A 23,432-nucleotide genomic window follows, 5' to 3' on the forward strand; every position below is an offset into this window, starting at 1 on the left:
AGTGGACAAAGCCTGTTGCCAGGAGGAACGCCATGCCGAGGAAAACCGCCTATACCGACCAGGCCTCCGAGGAACTGCGGGAAATCGTGCGCCACGCCGGAGCCCTGCTCGACGCCACGGCCGGCGAGGCCGACGAGCACATCCAAAAGGCCCGGCAACGCCTTGAGGAACGCCTCGAGGCCGCCAAGGACAAATACGCCGACATCGAGGGGCTCCTCGACGAGACCGTGGCCACGGCCGACCGGATGGTGCGCGACAAACCCTACCACGTCGTGGGCGGCTCCTTTCTGCTGGGGCTGTTTCTCGGCTGGTTCATGAGCAGGAAGTAGCGTGGCCTCCGGGCTTGGCCCCCTCGACGAAGCCCTGGCCGCCGGCGGCCGGCTGTGCGGCATCTGCCTGGAGATCCTGGCCGACCGGCTGGAACTCCTGGGACTGGAGGCCAGGGCGGCCAAGGTGCGTCTGGTCCAGTGCCTGATTCTGGCCTGCGCGGGCGCGGCGTTTCTGGTCGTGGGGCTGGGGCTGGCCGGCGTGGCCGTGCTGCTGGCCGTACCGCCGCCGTGGCGGGTGGCCGTGGCCGCGGGCGTGGCCGTCGTCTGTCTGGTCGCGGGGGCGGGAGCCTTTTGGCGCCTGCGACGCCGGTTGTCCCGGCTGCCCCGGGTCTTTTCCCAGACCGCCGCCGAGTTGCGAAAGGATCGGGAATGTTTCTAGACGGACAATTGCGCGAACTCGAGGCCGAGAAAAAACGACTGGCCCTTCGCGGCGACATCAACCGGCGGCTTTTGGGCCTGGAATGGGGAATGGCCCGGGCATCCCTGCGCCACGGCATAGCCGACCTGACGGTGGGGCTGACCCTGGCCCGACGCCTGTTGTCCTTTCTCGGCAGGCGCTGACACGGCGAAGCCTGCCTGCGGGCGGCGCGGGAGACGGCATGTGAAAATCCGCTGGACACTCTCCATCCGGGGCGGACTCGTCTTGCTGGCCCTTTTGGCCGTGCTGCCGGCGTTGGGCTTGCAAGTCTACGACGGCGTCATGCAGCGACGCCACTTGGTCGAGGACGCCACCATGGAGGCGCGGCGCTCGACCGCCACCTTCGCCCAGGTCCAGGCCCGCATCACCGACAGCACCCGGCTGCTCCTCACCACCCTGGCCGCCATGCCCGAAGTGCGCCGCCTGGACACCACGGCCTGCGACGCGCTCTTCGCCTCCCTGCTCCAACAAAACCCCATCTATATCAACATCCTCGTCGTCAACCGGCAGGGCGACATCGTCGCCTCGGGCCTGCCCTACGGCCGGGTCAACCTGGCCGACCGCAAGCACTTCCGGGACGCCATGACCACGGGCCGTTTTTCCGCCGGCGAATACATCGTCAGCCGCACGGGCTTCGACCCCGCCTTCCCCTTTGCCCTGCCCTTCCGCGACGCCGCCGGCAACACGGCCGGCGTGCTCATCGCCGCGGTCAAGCTCGCCAGCTACGACGCCGCCTTCGACAAGCTGCTCCTGCCGCCGGGATCGATGTTCGGCATCACCGACAACAAGGGCGTACGGCTCTACTACCGACCCAAGACCGAAACCAATCCGCTGGGCCGACCGGTCAAGGCGGCGGTATGGGAAGAAGTCTCCAAAGGCGGCGAGGAAGGCTCGTTCCCGCAAACCGGCTCCGACGGACGCCGCCGGTTCCTGGCCTACCAGAAGCTTTCCCTGGCTCCAGGCCAGACGCCGTACATGACTTTCGTGGTGGGACTGCCCGAATCCGTGGTGCTGGCCCCGGCCAGAAAGGCCCTGGCCACGAACCTGATTCTTCTGGCCGCCGCCGCCGTCCTGGCCATTGGCGTGGCCTGGTTTTTCGGCGGCGCGGTCATTGCCAGGCGGCTCGACCGGGTCGCCGCCACCGCCGACCGCGTCGGCCGGGGCGACCTGACCGCCCGCACGGACCTGCCTTACGGCGAGAGCGGCATCGGCAAGGTGGCCAAAACCCTGGACGCCATGACGGAACTGCTCGCCCGGCAGGAGACGGCCCGCGAAAACGCCTTGGCCGCCCTGCGCCGCAACCAGGAACGCATGGCCCATATCACCGCCAGCATGGCCGACTGGATATGGGAGACCGACGCCGACGCCCGCTACGTCTACGTCAGCGCCAAGGTGCGCCAATCCATGGGCTACGCCCCCGAGGCGCTTCTCGGCAAATCCTTTTTCGACTTCCTGGCTCCGGGCGAAGAGGCCCGGGTCCGGCCGGTCTTCGACGCGGCCAGGGACGCGGACGAACCCCTGCGCGAGTGCATCCACTGGCGCGTGGCCAAGGACGGCCTGCGGCGCTCCATCAGCACGAGCGGCGTTCCCTGGCGCGACGAATCCGGCGCGTTTAAGGGCTACCGGGGCGTGGACAAGGACGTCACCGAGCGCATGCAGGCCGAAAACGAGCTGCGCGAGTCCCTGGCCGAAAAGGACACCTTGCTCAAGGAAATCCACCACCGGGTCAAAAACAACCTCCAGATCATTTCCGGCCTGCTCTATCTCCAGGAAGAGCAGGTCCACGATCCGGTGGCGCTGGAAAGCTTCCGCGAAAGCCGCAACCGCATCGCCTCCATGGCCCTTGTCCACGAGGAACTCTACCGCGCGACCAGTCTGTCGCGCATCCGCCTCGACGACTACATCCGGGAACTGTTGCCGCGCCTTTTCGGCCATGCCCAGAAAACGCCCCGCCTGACCTTCGATTGCCGTCTCGATCCGGTCGGCGTGCCCATCGAGCAAGCGGTGCCGGCCGGGCTCGTCCTCAACGAACTTTTCACCAACGCCTACAAGCACGCCTTTGCCGGGCGCGAGGCCGGACTGTTGCGCGTGGAGCTGCGCGAGGAAGAAAAAGACGTGGTCATCGTGGTCAGCGACGACGGCCCCGGCCTCCCCAAGGACTTTGCCCCGGAGGGCGGCGCCACCCTCGGCATGCAGCTCGTCGTCAACCTGACCCGGCAGCTTGGCGGGAGCCTCGACGTCCGCAACCACGACGGCGCGGCCTTCACCCTGCGCTTTCCCCAATGATCGAAAATTGCCGCCCGCGCGCCCTTTGCCGCCGGCCGGCAAAATGATAGGGCTTGTCGCGGGGCGAATGTCCCCCCAGGAGGCGTTATGACGGCCGAATGGATCAGGCACGACGACAGCACACACTACATCAACCTCGGCAAGGCCCTGCTCGTGGCCGTCATCCATGAACGCATGGGCGCGCCGGGCTGGAAGATCCAGGTCGGCAAACGCTCGCTCAAGGACAAGATACCCAACCTCGAGGACGCCAAGAAAGTGGCCCTGGCCTATGCCGAACGCGTGGCCAAGGACATCCGGGCCGACCTCGACGCCCTGCACCCCGCCGAGACGCCAAAGGATCCCTCATGATCGATCGCACGACGGCCGTGACGCTCATCGCGGCCCAGAATCCCCATCCCGGACTGGTGGCCCACGGCCGCGAAACCGAAGTCGTCATGCGGGCCATGGCGGCCCGGCTCGGGGAAGATCCCGAACTTTGGGGCATAACCGGCCTGCTCCACGACCTGGATTACCCCCAGACCGCCGAGGCCCCCGAGCGCCACGGCCTCGCCCTGGCCGAACTGCTGCCCGAAGGCGCGCTTCCCTCCGAGGCCCTGCACGCCATCGCCGCCCACAACGACGAGCATACGGGAGTTGCGCCCCAGACCCCCTTCGACTTCGCCCTGCGGGCCGCCGAGACCGTCACCGGCATCATCTCCGCCGCCGCCCTGGTGCGGCCGGACAAGATGATCGGCATGAAGCCCAAGAGCATCAAAAAGAAGATGAAGGACAAGGCCTTTGCCGCCAACGTGCGCCGGGCCAACATCCTGGAATGCGACAAGGCCGGCGTGCCCCTGGACGAATTTCTGGCCCTGGCCATCGCCGCCATCACCGACGTCGCCGCCGAAACCGGACTGGCCTGATCGCCCCGCATGGGCCGCCTTATCGCGCTGGGGGCCATGGCCGCCCTGTTTTTCAGCAGCACCTTCGTGCTCAACCGGGCCATGAGCCTGGAGGGCGGGCACTGGGTGTGGTCGGCCAGCCTGCGCTACGCCTTCATGCTGCCGATCCTCCTGGCCTGGACGCTGGCTTCCGGCGGCCCCCGGGCGCTTAAGGAAGCCTTCGCGCTTTTCGGCCGCAACCCCGTGTTCTGGACCCTGGCCGGCTCGGTCGGCTTCGGCGTCTTCTACGCCGGCGTCACCCTGGCCGCCGCCTTTTCCCCGGGCTGGGTGGTGGCCACGACCTGGCAGTCCACCATCCTGGCCACGCCGCTGGTGTTGGCGCTTCTCGGGCGCAAGGTGCCGCGCAAGGGGCTGGCGTTTACCGGGCTCATCTTCTGCGGCATCGTGCTGGTCAACCTCGAACAGGCGCGCGGCGCGACCGACCTGGGGAGGCTTTGGGGCGTGGTCGCCGTGCTGGTCGCCGCCCTGGCCTACCCCCTCGGCAACCAGCTCGTCTGGGAAGCCCGCCACGGCGGCGGCAAACGCATCCCGCGCATCGACCAGCCGGCGCTCGACGCCGGGCGCACGCCCACCCTGCTCCTCACCATCGGCTCGATTCCCTTCTGGCTGATCCTGGTCGCGGTCACCCACCCGCCGGCCCCGTCCCAGGGACAGGTCGTCCAGACCGCCCTGGTGGCGCTTTTTGCCGGCGTCATCGCCACTTCGCTCTTCCTGCGGGCCCGCAGCCGGGCCAGGACCGCCTACGAACTGGCCGCGACAGATGCCACCCAGTCCCTGGAAGTCGTCTTCTCCCTGCTCGGCGAGACCCTGCTTTTGGCCGGCCCCTGGCCCGGCCCCATTGGCGCGGCCGGCATCACCCTTGCCGTCGTCGGCCTGGTGCTCTACGTCTGCCGGCAGGTGTAAGCGAACCGGCTTTTTTACGAAGCCCCGTCGCTTTTCACGCCAAGGCTTTCAAGCAGCAGTTCCGGATAGCTCATCACCCGAATCCTGCCGCTTCCGGCCTGCCGTATGGCCACATTGCAGCCCGAACAGGCGCAGACCATGGCATCGACGCCTTCCTCCAAGGCCATTTCGACGATTCTATCCGACTTGACCTTGCAGCACAGCGTGCGCGGCAAATCAACCACCCGCAGTTTGTCGACCTTCTCCAGAAATGCGCGGTACCGCTCCCAATCGAGGGCAACCTGCGGCAACTGCCCGGCATAGGAGGTATGGCAACCGCCGAAATACGCCACCCGCATCGGCGTCACGGCAAGCGCCCTGGTCGATAGTGCATCGAGCAACAGGTCGAGAATGTATTTATTGCCTTCCCGCCTGTCTTCCTGAATGCCCTTGGCCGCATGGGCGCAACCCGCGCAACAGTAAACGAGCTGTTTTGCCCCCTTGGCCTCGGCCAACTCCCAATTGCCCCGCATAAACCCTTGGATCGCGCCGACAACGGCCTGGCGCTCTTCTCCCGCGGCCTGATGCAGCAGGGGCAGGCCGCAGCAGTACTCCTTGTCCAGCCAGGTGTATTCGACATCGAGCAAGTCAAGGAGACGGATCACATCACGCACGATATACGGCGTGCTAAACGGCCTGTAACACCCGAACAGCAAGGCGTTCGCCGCCGTGTCCCGGGCCTTTCCAACCCCGCTTGCGGCCAGGGCCATGGCCCGAAGCACGGGGATCGCCCCGTGGTTGCCGCAGTTTTCTATGTCCCGGGTCTGTTCCTCGCGACTGCGCCCGCAGGCGACCTTGGCCACCCACGCGTTTCCGGCTTTTTCCGCCATGCGTCCTCCGTGTTGCGTCCTGTATCCGATCTATTTCCCATCAGTTTGGTCAAAATATGCCAAGCCGCTGCAACCGGCAAGGACTCCCATGCCCCGCTTGCCGCCGACTTCCCCCTTGCCGTCGTCGGGCTGGTGCTCTACGTCTGCCGGCAGGTGTAGGGGCGGGGTTCCCTTCCCCAGCTCATTTCCCATCCTCATCCAAGAAGGATTCCCATGCCTGACAACAACATCCTATGGCCGGCGGAGTTCGGCGCCCAGGCGGCGGTTTGGCTGGCCTGGCCGGGCAATGTGACGGACTGGCCGGGCAAGTTCGCCCCCATTGCCTGGGTGTATGGCGAGATGCTCCGCAAGCTTACGGGTGCGGGACAAAAGGTGCGCCTGCTCGTGCGCGACGGCGCGCAGGAAATAAAGGCGCGGCGGGTGCTGCGCGACGTGGGCGCGGACACGGGGCTGGTGGAAGTCTTCACCACGCCCATGGACCGGGGCTGGACCCGGGATTTCATGCCGTTTTTCGTGCGCCGGGGCGACCGGGTGGTCGCGGTGGACTTCGGCTTTACCGGCTGGGCCAAATATCCGGATTATGAAAAGGACAGCGCTGTGGGGAAGCGGGTGTGCGGCGAGCTGGGCATGGAGGTGGTGGTTCCCGAGCGCGACGGCCGGCGGGTGGTGCTCGAAGGCGGGGCCATGGACGGCAACGGCGCTGGCGACGTGCTGACCACCGAGGAATGCCTGCTCGACGCGACGCAGCAGGTGCGCAATCCGGGGTTCGGGCGGGCCGACTACGAAGCGGTCTTTGCCGAGTACCTCGGCACACGAAACGTCATCTGGCTGGGGCGCGGCATTGCCGGGGACGACACCCACGGCCATGTGGACGACCTGTGCCGGTTCGTTTCCCGCGACACGGTGGTGCTGTGCCGGGAGGACGACCCGGCCGACGCCAATCACCGTCCCCTGGCCGAAAACCGCGAACGGCTCTCCGGCGCGCGCCTGGCCGACGGCGGCAAGCTCACCGTCATCGACCTGCCCATGCCGCATCCCCTTGTTTTCCGGGGCCAGCGGCTGCCGGCCAGCTACGCCAATTTCCTGATCACGCCGCGCGTGGTGCTGGTTCCCACCTTCAACGACGCGCGCGACCGGCTGGCGCTTGGCATCCTGGCCGAGACCTTCGCGGACCGCGAGGTGGTCGGCATCAGCGCCGTGGACCTGGTCTGGGGGCTTGGGGCGGTGCACTGCCTGACTCACGAGGAGCCGGCGGGAGCCTGATGCGGCGGGGGGAGGCGTTTCCGGGACCGGGCGGGTGAGCCCGGGTTTATTTCAAGGCGCGGCGCGCTGTCCCTAGGAAGCGGCCAAAAGGCAGCCCAAGGCCGTCATCACGTTGGAAATATTGGAAAAATCTCCCACGAACATGCGCCCGGTGCTCCCGATCGCCAGGGCGGGCACGGCCAGGACCGGAGGCGACTGCGACTTGGACGACCATTTTTCCACATCCACCACTTCCAGCCGGAACCGGCCGGGCTGGAGCCTGTCGCACCAGTCGCGCAACGCCGCTTCCAACCGGCTGTTTCCCGGCGTTTTTCCGGCAAGGTATAAAATAAGATTCTCAGGCATGATCCCTCCCCACGAAGAACAGCGTTGCGGGCACGACGCGGGCGGTTACCCGGTCCTAATTCCATACTAAACTAGGATGGAATTTCCGTCAACGGCATCTCCGGAAAAAGAGCGGGCCACAAACGGCCCGTTCAGCAATTCCGGCTTGTTGTAACGAAATTCCCCGCCGTCCGGTGCGGTCAGCACGCCCCCCGCCCCCACAAGCACGGCATGGCCGGCGGCGGTGTCCCATTCCCAGGTCGGGGCCAGGCGCGGATACAGGTGGCAGGCCCCTTCGGCCAGGGCGGCGAACTTGAGCGCGCTGCCCCGGCTGACAAGCCGCACGCCGGGAAAGCGCCCCAGATAGGCGGCCGTGGCGGCATCGGCATGGGACCGGCTGCCCATGGCGAGAAGCGGCTGGCCAGGGACCGGGGCGACGGCGTGGATGGGCTCGGCGTCTCCCCCGGCCACCCGTCGCGTGGCCGGGATGCCCGGGCCGCCGCTGTAAAGCGTATCCGCGACCGGCGCGTGGATGACGCCGTACACGGGCCGCCCCGCCTCGATAAGCGCGATGAGCACGCAAAATTCGTCGTTTCGCCGGATGAATTCCTTGGTGCCGTCCAAGGGGTCGACCAGAAAAAACCGCTTGTAGCGTCGCCGCGTCTCGTACGGCGCGGCCTTCGTCTCCTCGCACACCACGGGCACGTCCGGGTACACCTGGGCCAGGGCGTCCAGGATGATGGCGCTCGAACGCGTATCGGCGGTCGTCACGGGCGAATGGTCGGCTTTTTCCGCAACGGTAAAACCGCTGTGGTAGATTTCCAGCACGGCGTGGCCGGCCAGCCGGGCAATGCCGCCGATGGCGGACAGATCGAGATCGCGCATGCCTGCTCCCTTTCCGTTGTCTGGGCCGCTACCTATGAAGCGAGGGGCCGGCTGTCAATGCGCCGCTCTGTTGCATTTCCGGTGCCGCACGGCTATGAACAGGCAGTTATGCCATGTCCAAGCGGAGGGTCTGTCGTGAGCGAAGCGGTACGGGTTCTTCTGGTCGACGATGAGGAAATCTACGTGGACACGCTGCGCAAACGCCTGGCCAGACGCGGCCTGACGGTGCTCACGGCGGGAAGCGGCGAGCAGGCGCTGTCCATTTTGAACGAAAACGAAGTGGACGTGGTGCTGCTCGACGTCAAAATGCCCGGCATGGACGGCATGGAAACGCTTTCCCGCATCAAGCAGGCCCATCCCCGGGTGGAAGTCATCATGCTGACCGGGCACGCCAATGTGGACGTGGCTATTCGGGGTATGGAGCAGGGCGCGTTCGATTACCTGATGAAGCCGGCCGAGATGGACGACCTGTATTACAAAATCCAGGACGCCTACCAGAAGATACAGCTCGCGGACAAGGCGTAATACGGCCATGGACGACGCCCCAGCCCGCCGTACGGTGCTCATCGTCGAGGACGATCCGCTCTCGGCCCGCGTGGTCGAAAAAATCCTGGATCGCCTGGGCTACGGCGTGTGCGCCGTGATCGAGACCGGCGAGGAAGCCGTTGCCGAGGCCGCGGCCCATGCCCCGGACATTGTGCTCATGGACATCAACCTGGCCGGGACCATGGATGGGGTGACGGCGGCCAAGGCCATCATCGAATCCCTGGGCGCGCCGGTCATCTTCCTCACGGCGGCCGTGGACCGCGAGATCATGGACCGCGTGGCCGCGACAGGCGCCGCCGGCTACATCCAAAAGCCCGTCAAACTCCTCGACCTCAAGGCCAACCTGGAAATGGCCATCACCCGGCGGCAGCGCGAACGCCCCTGCCCCACCGACGCGGCGGCCCAGCTCTATCGCCGGCTGCTCGAAGCCGTGGGGCACGCCTTCGGCCGCCCCTTTGCCGTGGTCGATCCCGACGGCCGGGTACTGTTCGCCCATCCCGACGGCCGCCTGGCCGGAGAACTTTTCGCCGATGCTTTCCCCGGACAGCCGCCGGCCCCCACCGAAACGGACACGCCCTGCCCCGACGCCTCGGGTCGGCCGCTGGGCTGGGTCCGGCTGTTGGGGAGAGAGTAAGAAAAAGAGAAGGACCCCGGGGGAGGGAACCCTTTTTTGCAAAAAAGGGTTCCCTCCCCCGGACCCCCACCCTCCCCAAAAACTCCTTACCAGCCTGTTCGCAAAGTCCTTGTACGCAGGCTGGTGAAAATTTTCGCTGGCAAGGCGAAAAAAAAGTTCAAGGCCGAAGCGGAGTTGACCTCCGTGAGTCTTGAACCTTTTGTGGCAACGCGGGCAGGGAAAACTTCTCGACAGCCTGTTGCGCTAGGGGGCGTTGGCCAGAGCCAACTTGGCCGCTGCCGCTGGCGGGGCCGGCGGGTCCGCAGGCCGGGCGGCCAGGCGCATGGTGGTCTGGGCATGGCGCTCGATATTGGCGGCGTAGTAGGCGGTCACGGAGAGCGCGCCGCCGGTGCGGGCCATGGTGACCAGCCCCCCCTCCCTGGCCCAGGCCTGACCGGCCTTGCCCATGGCCGACGGCGGCCCGAACCGGGCAGTCAGATGGCGGCGCATGGCCGTTTCGTAACCGTCGATCTTGTCGGTGAAGCGCAGATTGAGGGTGAGCAGGCTGCCCGCGACTTCGGAAAAGACGGCCGCTCCGGCAATGGGCCCGGCCTGGGTCGGCGATTTCCGGTCGGTGCGGGAAAAGGCGTAGGTGACGAGCTGGCCGGGAAGGTTCGCCGCCACGGCGCAACACTGCCGGCTGCGTTCCCGAATGAAGGCGGCCACGGCTTCCCGTTCGCCGACCGGGCCGGACAGCGGGAAGGCGAAATTGCAGCTCTCGCCATGGCCGCGGCCCAGGCGAAACTGCTTGTCAGCCAGCTTGTGGGCCAGGGTCCGGGGCGTTTCCCCGGCGCTGATGTCGTAAAACGAGAACCCGGCCGGCTCCTTTGGCGCGGTGGTGAAGCGCACGTCGCGCGAGACCCTGGCCCGCAGCCGGTAACCGGGCGCCCGGGGTGCCGCCTCGGCCAGCGGCGGCATCGTCACGACCGGCAGCGCCGGCCCACGGCGGCCAAGCTCCTCGTAGACGAACGCCCCGGCGATCAGCACAAAGGCCGTGCCCGTAAAAAGCACGGCCACCACGTACTTGAGCAGTCCCAGCCGGTCCAGGGCCTCGATAAAGACCATGCGTTCGCGTTTTGTCATGCCGCTTCCCCACTGCCACGCCACAAGATGGCGGTCGATGCCCTCCTATCGGACGGCCTCGGCTGGGACAATAGGGGCGGGCAGGCCTAAAACGTGAAGCGTAACCGCGCCGCGCCGCCGGGACCGCCGCCTGTGTCGTATTCCTTGATGCGCGAACCGCTCTCCCGGTAAAAGGTCATCGTCCCCGGCAGGGCGTAGAGCGCCCCGAGACTGACGGACAATCCCTGGTACGGCCATAAATCCAGCCAGGTCCCGACCCGGGCCTCCAGCAACGAAACGAATCCGCCGCCCGCCACGGGATTGTCTTCGGCCAGTTTGTACTCACCGCCGTCCATGGCCCCCGTGAGGCGAAGCCCCCACCATTTCCCGCCGCGCCAAGCCACCTCGGTCCGTGGGAAGCCAAGCTCGACGGACAGATCGGGCCTGGCCGGGGAGGCATAGCGCACGCTGGCCACCGGAAAGGCCTGCGTCGTGATCTTGGAAACGGAAACCCCGCCCCCCAGGGTCAGCAGCCAGTGGTCGCCAAGGGGGAAACTCGCGCCCGCCAGGATCGACCCGGCCGGAGCGCCGACGGGATCGCGTTCGAATCCCAGGTTTCCCCGCAGACCGACGAACCCCTTGACCGCTCTCCACAAGTCGCCCCTGACCGTCAGCCCCGCCTCCAACGCATGCAGGGCCTCGAAGGGGGCCCGCCCACCGAAAGGCAGCCGGCCGACCCGGGAGAAATCATACCACGTCCCCGTGTACCCCATGTCCAAACCCAGCCGCCCCGTGTCGTAGGAGAGCGTCACCGCCTCGCGCCAGGCGGCCATCCTCGCCTTTGACACCGCAACCGGCGCCACATAGCTTCCTTGGCTTGTCGCGCTGAAGGCGGATTTGCCGGCGTCCCGCCGACCGCCACGATCGGCCTCCTCCATGGCCTCCAGGTCCTGCGTTACCCGCACGCCGGCATTGTCATCCGCCCAGGCCTCGCCCAGATACGCCAGCAACAACGCCGCCCCCAGAAGCGTTACCCCAAACATCCAAGGCAAAACGGCCTGCCAGCCCCGCGACGCGCCAATGCCCTTTCCGCTTCGTTCGTGGTTCATGATCATCTCCTCATGTGTTAGCGGCCCGTGGCCGCGTCCGCTCCGGGCAGTCCACCGTGTCCGGAGCCGCAGCTTCCCTGGACGTGTTCCGATATAGTCACCTATCGGTGACATATGGCTCAAAAAAAATCCCTCCACTATGCCCCGCCCAAAACCGCCCAGATCATCCGGGCCAGCATGGCTTCCAGGCGCTCCCAGCTTTCCGGAGCGGCCAAATCGAGACCGGCGAAGGTTTTTTCCTGGCGCGCGCGCACGGCCAGATGGTTGATGGCCCCGCCGATCACGGCATTGAACGCCTCGATGTCCAGATCTCCCGGCACGCCGCCCCAGACGAACTCAACAAGCCGGGCGCCGATCGAGGCCCGCACGGTGTCCAGGGCCTCGGTCAATTGATTGTATTCCAGAAACCGCCAGGCCAGGATTTCCTGGGTCATGGGCCGGCTGCGTATGCCGCGCATATAGTTGCGGGCCACCATGACCATCCGCTCGGCACGGGGAAGCGCCAAAAAGGCTTCCTTGTCGCCGCCGATCAGTTCGTCAAAGCTCGGCCAGAAATCGCCCTCGCGGGAAAATGCCGCCACAAGCCCCGGCAAGCCGCCAAAATAGCGGTAGATAAGGACCTTATCCACGCCGGCTTCGCGGGCCACGGTGTTGACGCCGACCGCCGTGAACCCCTGGCGCGCCAGGACGCGCCCTATGGCCTCGGTGAGCAGTTTCTTGGTGGCTTCCCTGTTGCGGGGTCTCCCCGTGGCGACATGGTGCTCGGCAGACATGTGCATTTCCCCCACCAGGCCTATAGTCACCGGTCGGTGACATTGTCAACGGGAATTTCCACGAAGCGGGAAACCACAAGCACAGCCCTCCTCCCCACCCGCATGCCGGAACGCGGGGACAGGTGTCCTTGCGGCCCGCCTCATGACGCGACAGGCACGTGCCCGAAGACAACGAAGGCGACTACCGGATTTTCTAAATTACGCCCGAGCGTTTCAAGAAACGCTCGCCACTCCCGCGTCAGCGCAGGTGATCCCGCCCATGGCGGGCGGCGAGGCAGGCGGCCACGGCGGCGGCGGTGGCTTCGTTGAGTTCCGGCAGGCTGGTGCGGTTGTTGAAATCGCCGAGGTGCGGGCCGGTGACAAGTTCCACGTCGGCCGCTCCCCGGGTGTGCGCCCGGGCCGCTTCCGGGGTGAGGCCCCGGGAAGTGAGAAATTCCACGAACGCGGCGTCGGTCATGGCTTCCTGGTCGGCCACGCGCAAAAGTTCGGTCATGTGGCGGTCCACGCCCATCTCCTCCACCATACGCCGGGCCAGGTCGCGGGCATCGAAAGGCGGCGCGCCCGGCGTGCCGACAAACCCTTCGTGGTAGCCGGAAAAGATCGTTTCGATGATCCGGGCAAGGGCCGCCTCGTCGAAAAGATGCCTGGCATCGGCCGGCGCACCGTCCGGCATCAGGCCGACAAGGCCGGGGTCGCGTTGGCGGAAGGCGCTGCCGGCGACGAGCAGCAGGCTTATGAAATGGTTCCCGAGGTGGCGGTAGAGCTTTCCCGGCGCGCCGGGCAGGCACACGAGGTGTTCGAAATCGCGCAGGCCCGAGACGCCGAAATTGGGGTGCCGCGACGAGTCGAGCCAGCGATCCAGCCGGCCGGGCAGCCGCCAGTCGTAGACCCCGGCGTCCTCGCGGCGCTCGCGCTGCACCCGGTTGTGGAAAAGCGGTATGGCCGCCTCGTGCACGACGCCCTGGCCGGCCAGCCAGCCAAGGAGCAAGGCGGCCCGGCCAAGGGTGGCGCAAAGCGCCTCCCCGTCGAAGTCCTCCGGGCACGGATCGTTGGGGTAGCGGAAATAGTCCTCCCGGGCCACGTAGGCCAGGCAGCGGCCCTGCCGGTCGCGGCCGGGGATGTCCGGGAGCGCCTCGGCGACGGCCCAAAGCATGGCCCCGTCATCACGAAACGGGGCCGGCACGTGGCAGGGCGCGGGAAAGTCCATGGCCGCGCACCGCTCCATCCAGGCCCCTTCCAGGGCCAGCCCCACCGGGTCCTCGCCGTGGCGCAGGCATTTGATCACCACCAGCCGACCGGGTCGGCGGGCGGGCGCAACGAGGCTGCGGCCGGCGCGGCGGGGTTTGGCGGCGGGATCGGCTCCGGCCCTGACCAGCAGGGTGGCCAAGGGCACCGGCCGGGCGGCCTGATCGGCAACGGGAGGTTCGGGCGGGACAATGTCGGCCAGCGGCAGGCCGCCCACGGCCTCGGCGGCGGCCAGGCGCGGTTTTCCAGGCGTGGCCAGGGCGGCGGTCAGCGCCCGCCGGGCGGACGCTGACTGCTCCGGTTTGCCATCGGCAAGCAGCCTGACCAGAATCCCGGCCGCGTCGCGGTAGAGGATACGGGCCTGGGTCTGGCGGGCATGGTCGTTTCGGACAAGGAGCCCGGTCAACGCCTCCACCACGACCGGGGTGACGGCCAGGGGATCGCGCTCGGCCAGATCGGCCAGGCGGCGCGCGGCCAGCCAGGCGGCTGTGAAATCCCCGTCCAGACCGAAGGCCGCAAAGCCCGGATCGGTCAAGACGGCAGAACCTCCCGCAGCCGGCTAAACAGCGCGCCCAGCTCGTATTCGTCCAGAGGTTTGGGAACGAAGGCGAAAGGGGATGTCTCGGCGGCGCGCTGGCGCGTCTGGGCGTCCACGTAGGCCGTGACGAACACCACCGGCACATCGGACTTGGCGCGGATGGCCCGGGCCGTCTCGATGCCGTCCATATCGCCATCCAGGCGGATATCCATGAGGACGAGGTCGGGGTTGTAGCGGCAAAACGCTTCCAGCGCCGCCGCGCCCGACCCGACCGAGGCGGCCACCTGATGGCCCAGCCGCTTGAGCATGGCGCCGGTGGCCATGGCGGTTATGGCTTCATCTTCCACGATCATCACTCGCGCGGGCGTCATACGGCCTCCCAGCGCCTTGTTCAGAAGGCGATTGTGTCCCCTAACTTCATGTGGCCGACGCCGCCTTTTGTCAATGCGGGAAGGACGAAAAGAAGGCCCGCCGCTTTTGCGACGGGCCTTGCAGAGCTGTCTTGCCGACCACCAGGGCCGTCGGCACCGGCTTAATACATGCCGCGACCGTTACCCATGCCCCAGCCGCCATGGCCGTTGGCGCCGTAGCGGTGGCCGTGCCCATTGGCGTCCCAGGCCCGGCCGTAGCCGTGGCCATAGCCGGCCATATGACGGCCGGACATGCCGTAGCCATGCCCCGGACCCATCGGGCCGTAGCCGTAGCCGCAGCCGACGGTGGTGGCGGCGGCCGGATTGGCATTGGCCGTGTTGGCCGTAAAAGTCGTATTGTTGGCGGCAAAAGCGCTGGCGGCGGTAACGGCCAGGGCCAGGGTCAGCAATAAAATGATGCGCTTCATGATGATACTCCTTTGGCCCCGGACAGATGTCCCGAAGACCGATTGTTGCTTCACCCGGCATAAAGCATCAGGCGTGCCAAAGAGAAAAGCGCATGAATACCGGCTTTCTACAGACCGCGCAGCAACAGGGATGCACATTTTAAATACACCTGCGTATGCAATGCATACACCACACCGAACAAAAAAAGCCCGCCGCTTGCGCGACGGGCCGTGTGTCTGCGTACCGGGAAAAAGGGCGCTCAGGCGTCCATGTCGATCAGGGAATTCCAGTCCGCCGAAAACTTGGCCATACCCGAGTCCGTGAGGGGATGGGCGATGCTGTAGTCCTGCCAGTGGGCGTCCAGGTTCAGGGGCTCAAAGGGGATGGGGGCAAGCCCGGCCGGTTCGTAGACATAGGCCGGACCGGGAATGGGCAGGCCGGCCTCGGCCCAGTCCATGAGGATCTTGTAGGGCGCGGTGATGATGTCGCTGCCGACGGCCAGGGCGCACAGAAAATGCTCCATGGAACGGACGCTGGCCGTGAGCACTTCCACGTGGGCGTCGCCGGCCTCGTACATGCGCAGGATGTTCTTGATGAGGTCCATACCGTTTTCGCCGCGGTCGTCGAGACGGCCGATAAAGGGCGAGAGGAAAACGGCCCCGCGCGCCGCCCCCTTTGTGGCGGCATACACCGCCGCGGCCTGGGCCTGGCTGAAGACCAGGGTCATGTTGACGCGCCGGCCCTCGCCGGTGAGCACGTTCGCCGCCTCCAGGCCGGCCGTGGTCGTCGGCAGCTTGATGTGGGCGTTGGGAATCCAGGTGTCGAACTCCCTCGCCTGCTCCAGCATGGCGGCAACCGGCGTCGTCTCGTCGGCGTAAACCTCGATGGACACCGATCCCTCGGGCAACAGTCCCGAAAGTTCCTGGCACAGTTCCTTGTAGAACTGATAAATGGCCGTGGCGCTGAACTTGTTGCCCTGGGTCTTGTGGGCCTGGGCTTCGGGGTTTTTGGCCAAAAGGCTCGGATTGGTGGTCTGGCCGTCGAGAAATCCCAGGGCTTTTACGACCTGCCGGGTTTCCTCGGGGTCGGCTCCGTCCAGAAAAATACGCGTTTTCAGGCTTTCAGGTCGCATGGTCGCCTCACAGCAGGGTTTTGACGGTTTACGCGATGCCGTCTCGGGAACGGCCGGCTCCGTTACGGGCTTCTCGGCTGAACTTAAACACCGTTTGCCGGAAAAAGGCAAACCGGGACGGGCCGATCAGCGCTTTTTCACCGCGGACACCACGCCGGGGTTTCGCCCGCGCAAAAAGATGGTATGCGTCGCGCATGAATACGCCAAGCACCTTCAGTCCCGAGGATACGGCCGGCTTCAAGCGGGCCGCCGCGGCCCATGCCGCCGCCATGGTCGAACCGGGCATGGCCGTGGGTATGGGACACGGCTCCACGGCCGTGGCCGCCGTCCCCTTTCTGGCCGAGCGTGCCGAGCGGGGCGAGTTGCCCGGCACGTTCTTCGTGCCGGCGGCCCATTTCATGGCCGAGGCCCTGCGCCGCGCCGGCCTGCCCGTGGCCGGCCTCGACGACGCCCCCATCCTCGATATCACCATCGACGGGGCCGACGAGATCGACCCGGTCGGCAACTGCATCAAGGGCGGCGGCGGCGCGCTGCTCTACGAAAAAATCCTGGGGCAGGCGGCCCAGCGCCTCGTCATCGTGGCCGACGCGGGCAAGCTCTCGCCGCGCCTGTGCGCGCGCCACGCCCTGCCGGTGGAGATCACGCCCTTCGCCCTGGCCAGCGAACTGCGCTTCCTGCGCCGGATCGGCGGCAACCCGTCCCTGCGCCTGCGCCCGGACGGCGACCCCATGCGCACCGAACGCGGCAACGTCATCGCGGATTGCGCCTTCGATCCGCTGCAAGACCCGGCCGCCCTGGCGACAAGCCTCGACACCCGGGCCGGCGTGGCCGGACACGGCCTCTTCATCGACATGGTGTCGCTCATCGTGGTGGCCGGCCCCGACGGCGTCCAGGAACTCGCTGTGTGAGGATGGAGGAGAAGAGGAGAATGGAACCGGGGGGAAACTTTTTCCTGCTTACACACAATCATCAGCTAATTGTCAGCGGTCATTGTTTTGTGTATTTTCTGGGGGTTGGAGGCGCTGGATATGGCAAGAAACATTGTGCAATTCCAGAAGGGTATGAGCGAAGATGCGTTTGAGGCGCAATTCGGCACCGAGGAGAAATGCTGGGCACACCTCGTGCAATGGCGTTGGCCCGAAGGATTCGTTTGTCCAATTTGCGGCAGGGATAAGTACTCGCTGCTTATTGTTGGCAGGCGACGGCTCTTTCAGTGCTCACATTGCCGTACGCAGACTTCGGTGACCGCTGGCACAATCTTCGCTTCCACCAAAGTTCCCCTCAAGAAGTGGTTCCGCGCCATTTATCACCTCACTCAAAGCAAGGGCGGCATCTCCAGTGTCGAATTAGCCCGCAGACTTGGTGTCACGCAAACGACGGCCTGGAAAATGTCTCACAAGCTGATGCAGGTCATGCTCGAACGTGAACACCAGCAACGTCTCACCGGCCGCGTAGAGATGGACGATGCTTACCTTGGCGGTAAACGACGTGGTGGGAAACGTGGACGTGGTGCCCCAGGAAAAATTCCGTTTATTGCGGCAGTTGAAACGACAAAAAGTGGACAACCACACAAGATGAAGCTGTGCCGAGTCAAAGGTTTTCGGCGTAATGAGGTGCAGCGGGCATCTCAGAAAATCTTGCGTTCCGGGACATTGGTGGTGACGGACCGGTTGCCATGTTTTTCCGAGGTCCAGGCTGCGGGCTGTCGGCACGAACCCGTTCAAGACAGTGGCCGCAAGGCTGTGCAGGACTCAGTATTTAAGTGGGTCAACACCATGCTTGGCAATGTGAAGTCAGCATTATTGGGAACATATCGTGCCGTGAGAGGCAAACATGTGTCGCGCTATCTGGCCTCGTTCGGATATCGATTCAATCGCCGTTATGACTTGGCGACAATGCTCACGCGGTTGGCCTGGGTCTCCTTGCGGACGCCGCCCATGCCTTACAGACTGCTCAAACTGGCTGAGGATTGTGCGTAACCAGGAACTTTTTTGAAAAAAAGTTCCCCCCCGGACCCCCTTTCAAAAAACTTTTAACGGTTACGGCATGTTGCCATTGCTCCACCCATAACCGTTAAAAGTTTTGGGGAGGGGAGAGCGCGAGAGGGGAACCCTTTTTTCCAAAAAGGGTTCCCCTCTCGCATCATCCCTTCTTCCCCTCTCCTCTCCTAAAATTCCTTCACCACAAACTCTCGAATAGCGTCGCGGACGCGGCGGTAGTGGTCGAGGGCCTCTTCTTCGGAGGCCGCGCCGGCGGCCAGGGCGGGCGGGTCATCGAAGCCGACGTGGCGCTTTTCCACGGTCCCGGGAAAGAAGGGGCAGGTGTCGTGGGCCGCGCCGCAGAGGGTGATCACGGCGTCGAAGGTCACGTCCGGCGCCAGGTCGGCGACCAGCTTGGACGTCTGGCCCGAGATGTCCACCCCGGCTTCGGCCATGACGGCCACAGCCCTGGGGTCGAGGCCGTGGCGCTCCACGCCGGCCGAGTACGGCGTGAGCACGTCGGCCTTGAGCGCCCGGGCGAAGCCCTCGGCCATCTGGCTGCGACAGGCGTTGCCGGTACACAGGAAAAGGATGTTTTTTTTCGTGCTCACGCGCCCTTCCCCCCTTCCCAGGTATCCCCGGGGCGTCTGTTCCCCTCGGCCATTATCTGCCCGGCCAGGGAACGCATGCGCTCCCGAATGCTGTCGCGGATGGCGCGCACCGCGGCCAGCTTTTCCGTCTCCGAGCCCTCCACCGTGGCCGGGTCGGGAAACGGCAGGTGCAGCCGGTGGGTGACGCCCGGAAACACCGGGCACTGGCCTTCGAGGGATTCCTCGCACACCGTGACCACATAATCGAAGAGCAGGCCGTCGCGGTACAGGTCGAAGACCTTGCGCGTGCCTTTCCCGGACAGGTCGATCCCCTCCTCGGCCATGACCGTGACCACAAGGGGGTTGACGCTGGTGGGATCAAGGCCGGCGCTTGTCACCTCGGCCGCCTCGCCGCAAAATTTTTCAAGATACGCCTCGGCCATCTGGCTCCTGGCGCTGTTGTGCACGCAGATGAAAAGGACCCGCATGGTGATCGCCCTCCCGGGAAATAGCGTTGTCTCCTTCCCTAAAGAAGGCTGGTGACGATCCGGTGACGCGGGGCAATCCGGGCCGAACGGACGGACGCCGGCCGGCCCGGGTAGGGCGCGTACTACTGCTGCAACGCCTTCTTGGCCGCGTCGTAGTCCTTGGTCAGCTTGTCCATGGCCGCGTCGAAGCTCGTCTTGACGTCCTTGGCGGCATCCTGTCCGGCCGCCTTGAGGGCGTCGAGCTTGGCCCCGGCGTCCGCCCGTTCGGCCTTGATCGCTTCCAGCTTCTTCTGGGCGTCGGCCTTGGCCTGGTCGGTCAGGGTCGCCGTCTTGGCCGAAAGCGCGTCGATCTCCTTGTCCATGGCCGCCAGCCGCGCCGCGGCGTCGGTGCGCAGCTTGTCCAGCTGATCCTTGGTGAAGGCGGCCGTGGTCGCGGCGGCCTTGGACACGTCGGTCTTGACGTCCTGGGCGGTTGGCGTGGCGGTTTTCTGTTCGGCCTTTTTCTCGTCGGACTTGCCGCATCCGGCCGCCAGCATCAGGACCAGGGCCAGGGGCAAAGCCAGGGTCGCCAGTATTCGCTGCATAGCATCCTCCTTGGGTTGCGTCCGTGCTCACGCACAGTTTGTCGCGAACGGTAGCATATCGTGGCCAGGGCGCAACCCGGGCGGGCACCTTGGGCGGCATCATTATATAAGGCGGCGTCGGCGGGTCGCTCTGGCCGTCCTGTGTCGTTTTATCCCCGCCTCACCGTGTTGGGACATTTTTTATTATTCTATTAAAATAATTGTACTTTTCTAAAAAAACGCTTGTGCCTTTTGGGACAAGTCGCCCCATTGCTCGCCGCTGTGACCTTTTTACCCAATCGCCGTCGCGGGGTGGGACAACTTGTCCATAATGCGCCAACCCCCGGAAATGGTCGTTTTTTACCCATCGATTCCCCTCTGGGACGCAATGACACAGTGTCGCGTGAGCCCCAGCCGGACAGGGCAGTCCCGTCCAATCCGCGGTCTATTTTTTATTATACTGAATTTATTCAATATTTAAAATGGCCCAGGATTTGCTTATTAGGGGCAGCGTTTACCCAAAAGCCGCAAGGAAATCAGGTTTGGGGTCCGTTCGCAAAACCATAACCTTAACCCAAGTGAGGTTGGCACCATGGCAGTTCGCGAGCAAGTTTACGGTTTCTTCATTCCCAGCGTGACCCTCATCGGCATCGGCGCCGCCAAACAGATCCCTGAGAAGATCAAGGCTCTGGGCGGTTCCAAGCCGCTTATCGTCACGGACAAGGGCGTGGTGAAAGTCGGCATCTGCAAGCAGATCACCGACCTGCTCGACGCCGCCGGCATGAAGTATCATGTCTACGACGAGACCATCCCCAACCCCACGGACAAGAACGTCCACGACGGCGTCGAAGTCTACAAGAAAGAGGGTTGCGACAGCCTCATCACCCTGGGCGGCGGTTCCTCCCACGACTGCGGCAAGGGCATCGGCCTCGTCATCTCCAACGGCGGCAAGATCCACGACTACGAAGGCGTGGACAAGTCCTCCAAGCCCTTCATGCCGTATCTGGCCGTCAACACCACGGCCGGCACCGCCTCTGAAATGACCCGTTTCTGCATCATCACCGACCTGTCCCGCCACGTGAAGATGGCCATCGTGGACTGGCGCGTGACCCCGCACATCGCCATCGACGACCCGGTCCTCATGGTCGGCATGCCCCCGGCGCTGACCGCCGCCACCGGCATGGACGCCCTGACCCACGCCGTCGAGGCCTTCGTGTCCACCATCGCCAACCCGATGACCGACGCCTGCGCCATCGAAGCCATCAAGCTGATCTTCAAGTACCTGCGCAAGGCCGTGGCCAACGGTCAGGACATGGAAGCCCGCGAAGGCATGTGCTTCGCCGAGTACCTGGCCGGTATGGCGTTCAACAACGCCTCCCTCGGTCACGTCCACGCCATGGCCCACCAACTGGGCGGCTTCTACGACCTGCCGCACGGCGAATGCAACGCCATCCTCCTGCCCCATGTCGAGAGCTTCAACCTGATCGCCAAGGTCGAGAAGTTCGCCGAAATGGCCAAGATCATGGGCGAGAACATCGAAGGCATGGCCCCGCGCGATGCCGCCGAACTGGCGCTCAAGGCCATCCGTCAGCTGTCCGCCGACGTCGGCATCCCGACCGGCCTGATCGAGCTCGGCAAGCGTTATGGCAAGGAAGTCAAGGCCTCCGACATCCCGACCATGACCGGCAACGCCCAGAAGGACGCCTGCGGTCTGACCAACCCGCGCTGCCCGACCGACAAGGACGTGACCGCCATCTACACGGCCGCCCTGTAATCACGGGACCAACGTGTCAAAGGGGGCCTTCGGGCCCCCTTTGAGCATCAGGACCATTGGGGGGCTGTGCCCTCCGACCGCCAGCCGCCATCGGGGGCGTTGGCAGACGCCTCCGATAGCGGTCTTTCACCTGCCTCCGTCCTTGACGCCGCGATGCCAAGCGGGTGGAAACGGACGTGTTTTTCGACCGATGCAAATCGGATGCAGACCCGAAACGCGTCCTGAATGAGTCTTTTTTTTACACATTTGTTCCTCTGTGATACAACGAAACGCCGAAACGAATTGGATATCAACTAAGTATCTATTTGAAATTATTAATTCTTAATCCTCCAGGCGCGACACCCGGTCCGGGGTGGCAAAGCAGAGACCGCCATGCTATCCACACCGGACTGCGGTCGTCGTGTCCGCCGCTACCAGGGCCTTGGGCGAACCGCTTGCGATAGATCCGTTTCTTTCACGTCAACCGGATAGGATTGGATTGTATGCAGACCATCAATCTCACCTGCGACTACGACGGCGATTTCGTTGCCAGGGTGGAGGAAGAGTCCGGTCAGAACGTCAGCTTGTGCTACCAATGCGGCAATTGCACAGCTGGCTGTCCGTACACCTTCGCCTACGACATCCCCGTCAGCCAGATCATGCGCCTGGTTCAGGCCGGTCAGAAAATGACCGTCCTGTCGAGCAAGTCCATCTGGCTTTGCGCCACATGTGAATCATGCACCACGCGCTGCCCCAACAACATCGACGTGGCCTGCGTCATGGACGTCCTGCGCCACATGGCCCGCCGGGAAGGCCTGGCCGCCGTACCCCAGGTCAAGACCTTCTGGGATTCCTTCCTGGATTCGGTCAAGGCCCATGGCCGCGTCTTCGAGCTGGGGCTGACCATCAACTACGTGATGCGTACGGGACGCTTCTGGACGGATCTTGACCTCGGGCCCAAAATCTTCCCCAAGGGCAAGCTCGCCATGAAGCCCCACGATATCGCGGGCAAGGAACATGTGGCCCGGATTTTCGAGCGCTTCGAGAGGGAGTCGAATTCATGAGCGAAGCCATTGCCTACTACCCCGGCTGTTCGGGCCTGGGCACGTCCAAGGAATACGACGCCTCGACCAGGGCCGTGTGCGAGGCCGTGGGGCTTTCCCTGGTCGACATCCCCGATTGGAGCTGCTGCGGTTCGACCCCGGCCCACACCAAGGACCACACCCTTTCCGCCGCCCTGTCGGCCCGAAACCTCCAACTCGTGTCCGGCATGGGGCTCAAAGCCGCCACCACGCCCTGCCCGAGCTGCCTCACCAACCTGCGCACCGCCGCCCACCGCATGGAAAAGGCGGAGTTCGCCAAAAAGGTCAACAATCTCCTCGACGATCCCTATGACGGCGGGGTGGAGACCATTTCGGTGCTGCAGGCCCTTGTCGAGAACATCGGCCTGGAATCCCTGGCCACCTACGTTCGCACGCCCTTAAAAGGCCTGAAGGTCGCCTGCTACTACGGCTGCATCATGAACCGTCCGCCCGAGCTCATGGCCTTCGACGACAGCGAGAACCCCATGGCCATGGACAACATCCTGGCCACCATGGGGGCCGACATCGTCCCCTTTCCGCTCAAGGTCGAGTGTTGCGGCGCCTCCTACGGCATCCCCCGCCAGGACATCGTGGCCAAGCTCACCGGCAAGCTCCTGGACGCGGCCGTGTCCATCGGCGCGGACATCATCGCCGTGGCCTGCCCGCTTTGCCAGATGAACCTGGATCTGCGGCAGGGGCAGGTCAACCGCGCCGGCGGCACCCACTTTCACATTCCGGTGGCCTATTACACCCAGCTTATGGGCGTGGCGCTCAATATCCCGGACGCGCAACTCGGCTTCGACAAGCTGACCATCGACCCCCGGCCCATCCTCAATAAGGCGCTGGCGGGCGCGAGCTAACAG

General features: G+C 65.0%; 28 protein-coding genes. 15 read left to right on the forward strand and 13 right to left on the reverse strand.

Annotated features, from left to right (window positions below; translation table 11 throughout):
- Positions 1-32 precede the first annotated feature (32 nt).
- The 7 genes from K9F62_04650 (at position 33) to K9F62_04680 (ending at position 4,877) form a co-directional block, all read left to right on the forward strand.
- Complete coding sequence (locus K9F62_04650) at positions 33-329, forward strand: DUF883 family protein (protein UJX41981.1); 297 nt, start codon at positions 33-35, stop codon at positions 327-329.
- Position 330: 1 nt separating this feature from the next.
- Positions 331-708 carry a phage holin family protein gene (locus K9F62_04655; GenBank protein UJX41982.1) on the forward strand — a complete coding sequence of 126 codons (378 nt, stop codon included), beginning with the start codon at positions 331-333 and terminating at the stop codon, positions 706-708.
- Positions 699-890: a hypothetical protein gene (locus K9F62_04660; protein UJX41983.1), complete on the forward strand. Its 192-nt coding sequence runs from the start codon at positions 699-701 to the stop codon at positions 888-890. The genes K9F62_04655 and K9F62_04660 overlap by 10 nt, the downstream gene beginning before the upstream one ends.
- Before the next feature lie 40 nt (positions 891-930).
- Positions 931-3,033, forward strand: a complete 2,103-nt coding sequence (locus K9F62_04665) for a PAS domain S-box protein (GenBank protein ID UJX41984.1) — start codon at positions 931-933, stop codon at positions 3,031-3,033.
- Positions 3,034-3,120: 87 nt separating this feature from the next.
- On the forward strand, positions 3,121-3,381 hold the full coding sequence (locus K9F62_04670; protein ID UJX41985.1) for a hypothetical protein: 261 nt from the start codon (positions 3,121-3,123) through the stop codon (positions 3,379-3,381).
- Positions 3,378-3,935 (forward strand): HDIG domain-containing protein, encoded by a 558-nt coding sequence (locus tag K9F62_04675; GenBank protein ID UJX41986.1) that lies wholly within the window; start codon positions 3,378-3,380, stop codon positions 3,933-3,935. The genes K9F62_04670 and K9F62_04675 overlap by 4 nt, the downstream gene beginning before the upstream one ends.
- Before the next feature lie 9 nt (positions 3,936-3,944).
- Positions 3,945-4,877: a multidrug resistance efflux transporter family protein gene (locus K9F62_04680; protein ID UJX41987.1), complete on the forward strand. Its 933-nt coding sequence runs from the start codon at positions 3,945-3,947 to the stop codon at positions 4,875-4,877.
- A 14-nt stretch (positions 4,878-4,891) separates the two neighbouring features.
- On the opposite strand, the gene K9F62_04685 is transcribed toward K9F62_04680, so the two are convergent.
- Entirely contained in the window at positions 4,892-5,746 is an 855-nt protein-coding gene (locus K9F62_04685) for a (Fe-S)-binding protein (protein ID UJX41988.1), read from the reverse strand.
- 213 nt (positions 5,747-5,959) lie between these two features.
- Between K9F62_04685 and K9F62_04690 the strand changes: the two genes are divergently transcribed.
- Positions 5,960-7,009: an agmatine deiminase family protein gene (locus K9F62_04690; protein UJX41989.1), complete on the forward strand. Its 1,050-nt coding sequence runs from the start codon at positions 5,960-5,962 to the stop codon at positions 7,007-7,009.
- Positions 7,010-7,081: 72 nt separating this feature from the next.
- On the opposite strand, the gene K9F62_04695 is transcribed toward K9F62_04690, so the two are convergent.
- On the reverse strand, positions 7,082-7,354 hold the full coding sequence (locus K9F62_04695; protein ID UJX41990.1) for a circadian clock protein KaiB: 273 nt from the start codon (positions 7,352-7,354) through the stop codon (positions 7,082-7,084).
- Positions 7,355-7,420: 66 nt separating this feature from the next.
- Positions 7,421-8,218 carry a 3'(2'),5'-bisphosphate nucleotidase CysQ gene (gene cysQ, locus K9F62_04700; GenBank protein ID UJX41991.1) on the reverse strand — a complete coding sequence of 266 codons (798 nt, stop codon included), beginning with the start codon at positions 8,216-8,218 and terminating at the stop codon, positions 7,421-7,423.
- A gap of 135 nt (positions 8,219-8,353) precedes the next feature.
- On the opposite strand from cysQ, the gene K9F62_04705 reads away from it, so the two are divergent.
- Together K9F62_04705 and K9F62_04710 are read left to right on the forward strand one after the other, a co-directional pair.
- Positions 8,354-8,743, forward strand: a complete 390-nt coding sequence (locus K9F62_04705; GenBank protein ID UJX41992.1) for a response regulator — start codon at positions 8,354-8,356, stop codon at positions 8,741-8,743.
- A gap of 7 nt (positions 8,744-8,750) precedes the next feature.
- On the forward strand, positions 8,751-9,398 hold the full coding sequence (locus K9F62_04710) for a response regulator (protein ID UJX41993.1): 648 nt from the start codon (positions 8,751-8,753) through the stop codon (positions 9,396-9,398).
- Between the two features lie 243 nt (positions 9,399-9,641).
- On the opposite strand, the gene K9F62_04715 is transcribed toward K9F62_04710, so the two are convergent.
- The 7 genes from K9F62_04715 to K9F62_04745 form a co-directional block, all read right to left on the reverse strand.
- On the reverse strand, positions 9,642-10,520 hold the full coding sequence (locus K9F62_04715; protein ID UJX41994.1) for a hypothetical protein: 879 nt from the start codon (positions 10,518-10,520) through the stop codon (positions 9,642-9,644).
- A gap of 86 nt (positions 10,521-10,606) precedes the next feature.
- Complete coding sequence (locus tag K9F62_04720) at positions 10,607-11,608, reverse strand: hypothetical protein (GenBank protein ID UJX41995.1); 1,002 nt, start codon at positions 11,606-11,608, stop codon at positions 10,607-10,609.
- Positions 11,609-11,745: 137 nt separating this feature from the next.
- Complete coding sequence (locus tag K9F62_04725; protein ID UJX41996.1) at positions 11,746-12,381, reverse strand: TetR/AcrR family transcriptional regulator; 636 nt, start codon at positions 12,379-12,381, stop codon at positions 11,746-11,748.
- Positions 12,382-12,619: 238 nt separating this feature from the next.
- Positions 12,620-14,161 (reverse strand): SidJ-related pseudokinase, encoded by a 1,542-nt coding sequence (locus tag K9F62_04730; GenBank protein ID UJX41997.1) that lies wholly within the window; start codon positions 14,159-14,161, stop codon positions 12,620-12,622.
- Positions 14,158-14,535, reverse strand: a complete 378-nt coding sequence (locus tag K9F62_04735) for a response regulator (GenBank protein ID UJX41998.1) — start codon at positions 14,533-14,535, stop codon at positions 14,158-14,160. Before K9F62_04735 ends, K9F62_04730 begins: the two co-directional genes overlap by 4 nt.
- A 161-nt stretch (positions 14,536-14,696) precedes the next feature.
- Positions 14,697-15,002, reverse strand: coding sequence for a hypothetical protein (locus tag K9F62_04740; GenBank protein UJX41999.1), 306 nt, complete (start codon positions 15,000-15,002; stop codon positions 14,697-14,699).
- A gap of 239 nt (positions 15,003-15,241) precedes the next feature.
- Positions 15,242-16,114 (reverse strand): transaldolase, encoded by an 873-nt coding sequence (locus tag K9F62_04745; protein ID UJX42000.1) that lies wholly within the window; start codon positions 16,112-16,114, stop codon positions 15,242-15,244.
- A gap of 194 nt (positions 16,115-16,308) precedes the next feature.
- Between K9F62_04745 and rpiA the strand changes: the two genes are divergently transcribed.
- Both rpiA and K9F62_04755 read left to right on the forward strand, forming a co-directional pair.
- Positions 16,309-17,022, forward strand: a complete 714-nt coding sequence (rpiA, locus tag K9F62_04750) for a ribose-5-phosphate isomerase RpiA (GenBank protein ID UJX42001.1) — start codon at positions 16,309-16,311, stop codon at positions 17,020-17,022.
- A gap of 120 nt (positions 17,023-17,142) precedes the next feature.
- Positions 17,143-18,093 carry an IS1595 family transposase gene (locus K9F62_04755; protein UJX42002.1) on the forward strand — a complete coding sequence of 317 codons (951 nt, stop codon included), beginning with the start codon at positions 17,143-17,145 and terminating at the stop codon, positions 18,091-18,093.
- Positions 18,094-18,281: 188 nt separating this feature from the next.
- Here the strand turns inward: K9F62_04755 and K9F62_04760 are convergent, their stop codons facing one another.
- The 3 genes from K9F62_04760 to K9F62_04770 all read right to left on the reverse strand — a co-directional run bounded on the left by K9F62_04760 (position 18,282) and on the right by K9F62_04770 (position 19,755).
- Positions 18,282-18,725, reverse strand: a complete 444-nt coding sequence (locus tag K9F62_04760) for an arsenate reductase ArsC (GenBank protein ID UJX43130.1) — start codon at positions 18,723-18,725, stop codon at positions 18,282-18,284.
- Positions 18,701-19,171, reverse strand: coding sequence for an arsenate reductase ArsC (locus K9F62_04765; GenBank protein ID UJX42003.1), 471 nt, complete (start codon positions 19,169-19,171; stop codon positions 18,701-18,703). Before K9F62_04765 ends, K9F62_04760 begins: the two co-directional genes overlap by 25 nt.
- 122 nt (positions 19,172-19,293) lie before the next feature.
- Complete coding sequence (locus K9F62_04770; protein ID UJX42004.1) at positions 19,294-19,755, reverse strand: hypothetical protein; 462 nt, start codon at positions 19,753-19,755, stop codon at positions 19,294-19,296.
- A 571-nt stretch (positions 19,756-20,326) separates the two neighbouring features.
- On the opposite strand from K9F62_04770, the gene K9F62_04775 reads away from it, so the two are divergent.
- The 3 genes from K9F62_04775 (at position 20,327) to K9F62_04785 (ending at position 23,429) form a co-directional block, all read left to right on the forward strand.
- Complete coding sequence (locus K9F62_04775) at positions 20,327-21,508, forward strand: iron-containing alcohol dehydrogenase (GenBank protein UJX42005.1); 1,182 nt, start codon at positions 20,327-20,329, stop codon at positions 21,506-21,508.
- Positions 21,509-21,990: 482 nt separating this feature from the next.
- A complete protein-coding gene (locus tag K9F62_04780) occupies positions 21,991-22,551 on the forward strand; it encodes a 4Fe-4S dicluster domain-containing protein (protein ID UJX42006.1) in 561 nt (186 codons plus the stop codon).
- On the forward strand, positions 22,548-23,429 hold the full coding sequence (locus tag K9F62_04785) for a CoB--CoM heterodisulfide reductase iron-sulfur subunit B family protein (GenBank protein ID UJX42007.1): 882 nt from the start codon (positions 22,548-22,550) through the stop codon (positions 23,427-23,429). Before K9F62_04780 ends, K9F62_04785 begins: the two co-directional genes overlap by 4 nt.
- Positions 23,430-23,432 lie beyond the last annotated feature (3 nt).

It is taken from the genome of Desulfovibrio sp. JY (genome assembly GCA_021730285.1).
Classification (GTDB): Bacteria; Desulfobacterota; Desulfovibrionia; order Desulfovibrionales; family Desulfovibrionaceae; genus Solidesulfovibrio.

Excerpts from the sequence above, each read along its gene's own strand:
- K9F62_04650 (UJX41981.1), top strand. The coding sequence starts at position 33 with ATGCCGAGGAAAACCGCCTATACCGACCAGGCCTCCGAGGAACTGCGG.
- K9F62_04660 (UJX41983.1), top strand. The coding sequence starts at position 699 with ATGTTTCTAGACGGACAATTGCGCGAACTCGAGGCCGAGAAAAAACGA.
- K9F62_04670 (UJX41985.1), top strand. The coding sequence starts at position 3,121 with ATGACGGCCGAATGGATCAGGCACGACGACAGCACACACTACATCAAC.
- K9F62_04675 (UJX41986.1), top strand. The coding sequence starts at position 3,378 with ATGATCGATCGCACGACGGCCGTGACGCTCATCGCGGCCCAGAATCCC.
- K9F62_04680 (UJX41987.1), top strand. The coding sequence starts at position 3,945 with ATGGGCCGCCTTATCGCGCTGGGGGCCATGGCCGCCCTGTTTTTCAGC.
- K9F62_04685 (UJX41988.1), bottom strand. The coding sequence starts at position 5,746 with ATGGCGGAAAAAGCCGGAAACGCGTGGGTGGCCAAGGTCGCCTGCGGG.
- K9F62_04690 (UJX41989.1), top strand. The coding sequence starts at position 5,960 with ATGCCTGACAACAACATCCTATGGCCGGCGGAGTTCGGCGCCCAGGCG.
- K9F62_04695 (UJX41990.1), bottom strand. The coding sequence starts at position 7,354 with ATGCCTGAGAATCTTATTTTATACCTTGCCGGAAAAACGCCGGGAAAC.
- cysQ (UJX41991.1), bottom strand. The coding sequence starts at position 8,218 with ATGCGCGATCTCGATCTGTCCGCCATCGGCGGCATTGCCCGGCTGGCC.
- K9F62_04710 (UJX41993.1), top strand. The coding sequence starts at position 8,751 with ATGGACGACGCCCCAGCCCGCCGTACGGTGCTCATCGTCGAGGACGAT.
- K9F62_04715 (UJX41994.1), bottom strand. The coding sequence starts at position 10,520 with ATGACAAAACGCGAACGCATGGTCTTTATCGAGGCCCTGGACCGGCTG.
- K9F62_04720 (UJX41995.1), bottom strand. The coding sequence starts at position 11,608 with ATGAACCACGAACGAAGCGGAAAGGGCATTGGCGCGTCGCGGGGCTGG.
- K9F62_04725 (UJX41996.1), bottom strand. The coding sequence starts at position 12,381 with ATGTCTGCCGAGCACCATGTCGCCACGGGGAGACCCCGCAACAGGGAA.
- K9F62_04735 (UJX41998.1), bottom strand. The coding sequence starts at position 14,535 with ATGACGCCCGCGCGAGTGATGATCGTGGAAGATGAAGCCATAACCGCC.
- K9F62_04740 (UJX41999.1), bottom strand. The coding sequence starts at position 15,002 with ATGAAGCGCATCATTTTATTGCTGACCCTGGCCCTGGCCGTTACCGCC.
- K9F62_04745 (UJX42000.1), bottom strand. The coding sequence starts at position 16,114 with ATGCGACCTGAAAGCCTGAAAACGCGTATTTTTCTGGACGGAGCCGAC.
- rpiA (UJX42001.1), top strand. The coding sequence starts at position 16,309 with ATGAATACGCCAAGCACCTTCAGTCCCGAGGATACGGCCGGCTTCAAG.
- K9F62_04755 (UJX42002.1), top strand. The coding sequence starts at position 17,143 with ATGGCAAGAAACATTGTGCAATTCCAGAAGGGTATGAGCGAAGATGCG.
- K9F62_04765 (UJX42003.1), bottom strand. The coding sequence starts at position 19,171 with ATGCGGGTCCTTTTCATCTGCGTGCACAACAGCGCCAGGAGCCAGATG.
- K9F62_04770 (UJX42004.1), bottom strand. The coding sequence starts at position 19,755 with ATGCAGCGAATACTGGCGACCCTGGCTTTGCCCCTGGCCCTGGTCCTG.
- K9F62_04775 (UJX42005.1), top strand. The coding sequence starts at position 20,327 with ATGGCAGTTCGCGAGCAAGTTTACGGTTTCTTCATTCCCAGCGTGACC.
- K9F62_04780 (UJX42006.1), top strand. The coding sequence starts at position 21,991 with ATGCAGACCATCAATCTCACCTGCGACTACGACGGCGATTTCGTTGCC.
- K9F62_04785 (UJX42007.1), top strand. The coding sequence starts at position 22,548 with ATGAGCGAAGCCATTGCCTACTACCCCGGCTGTTCGGGCCTGGGCACG.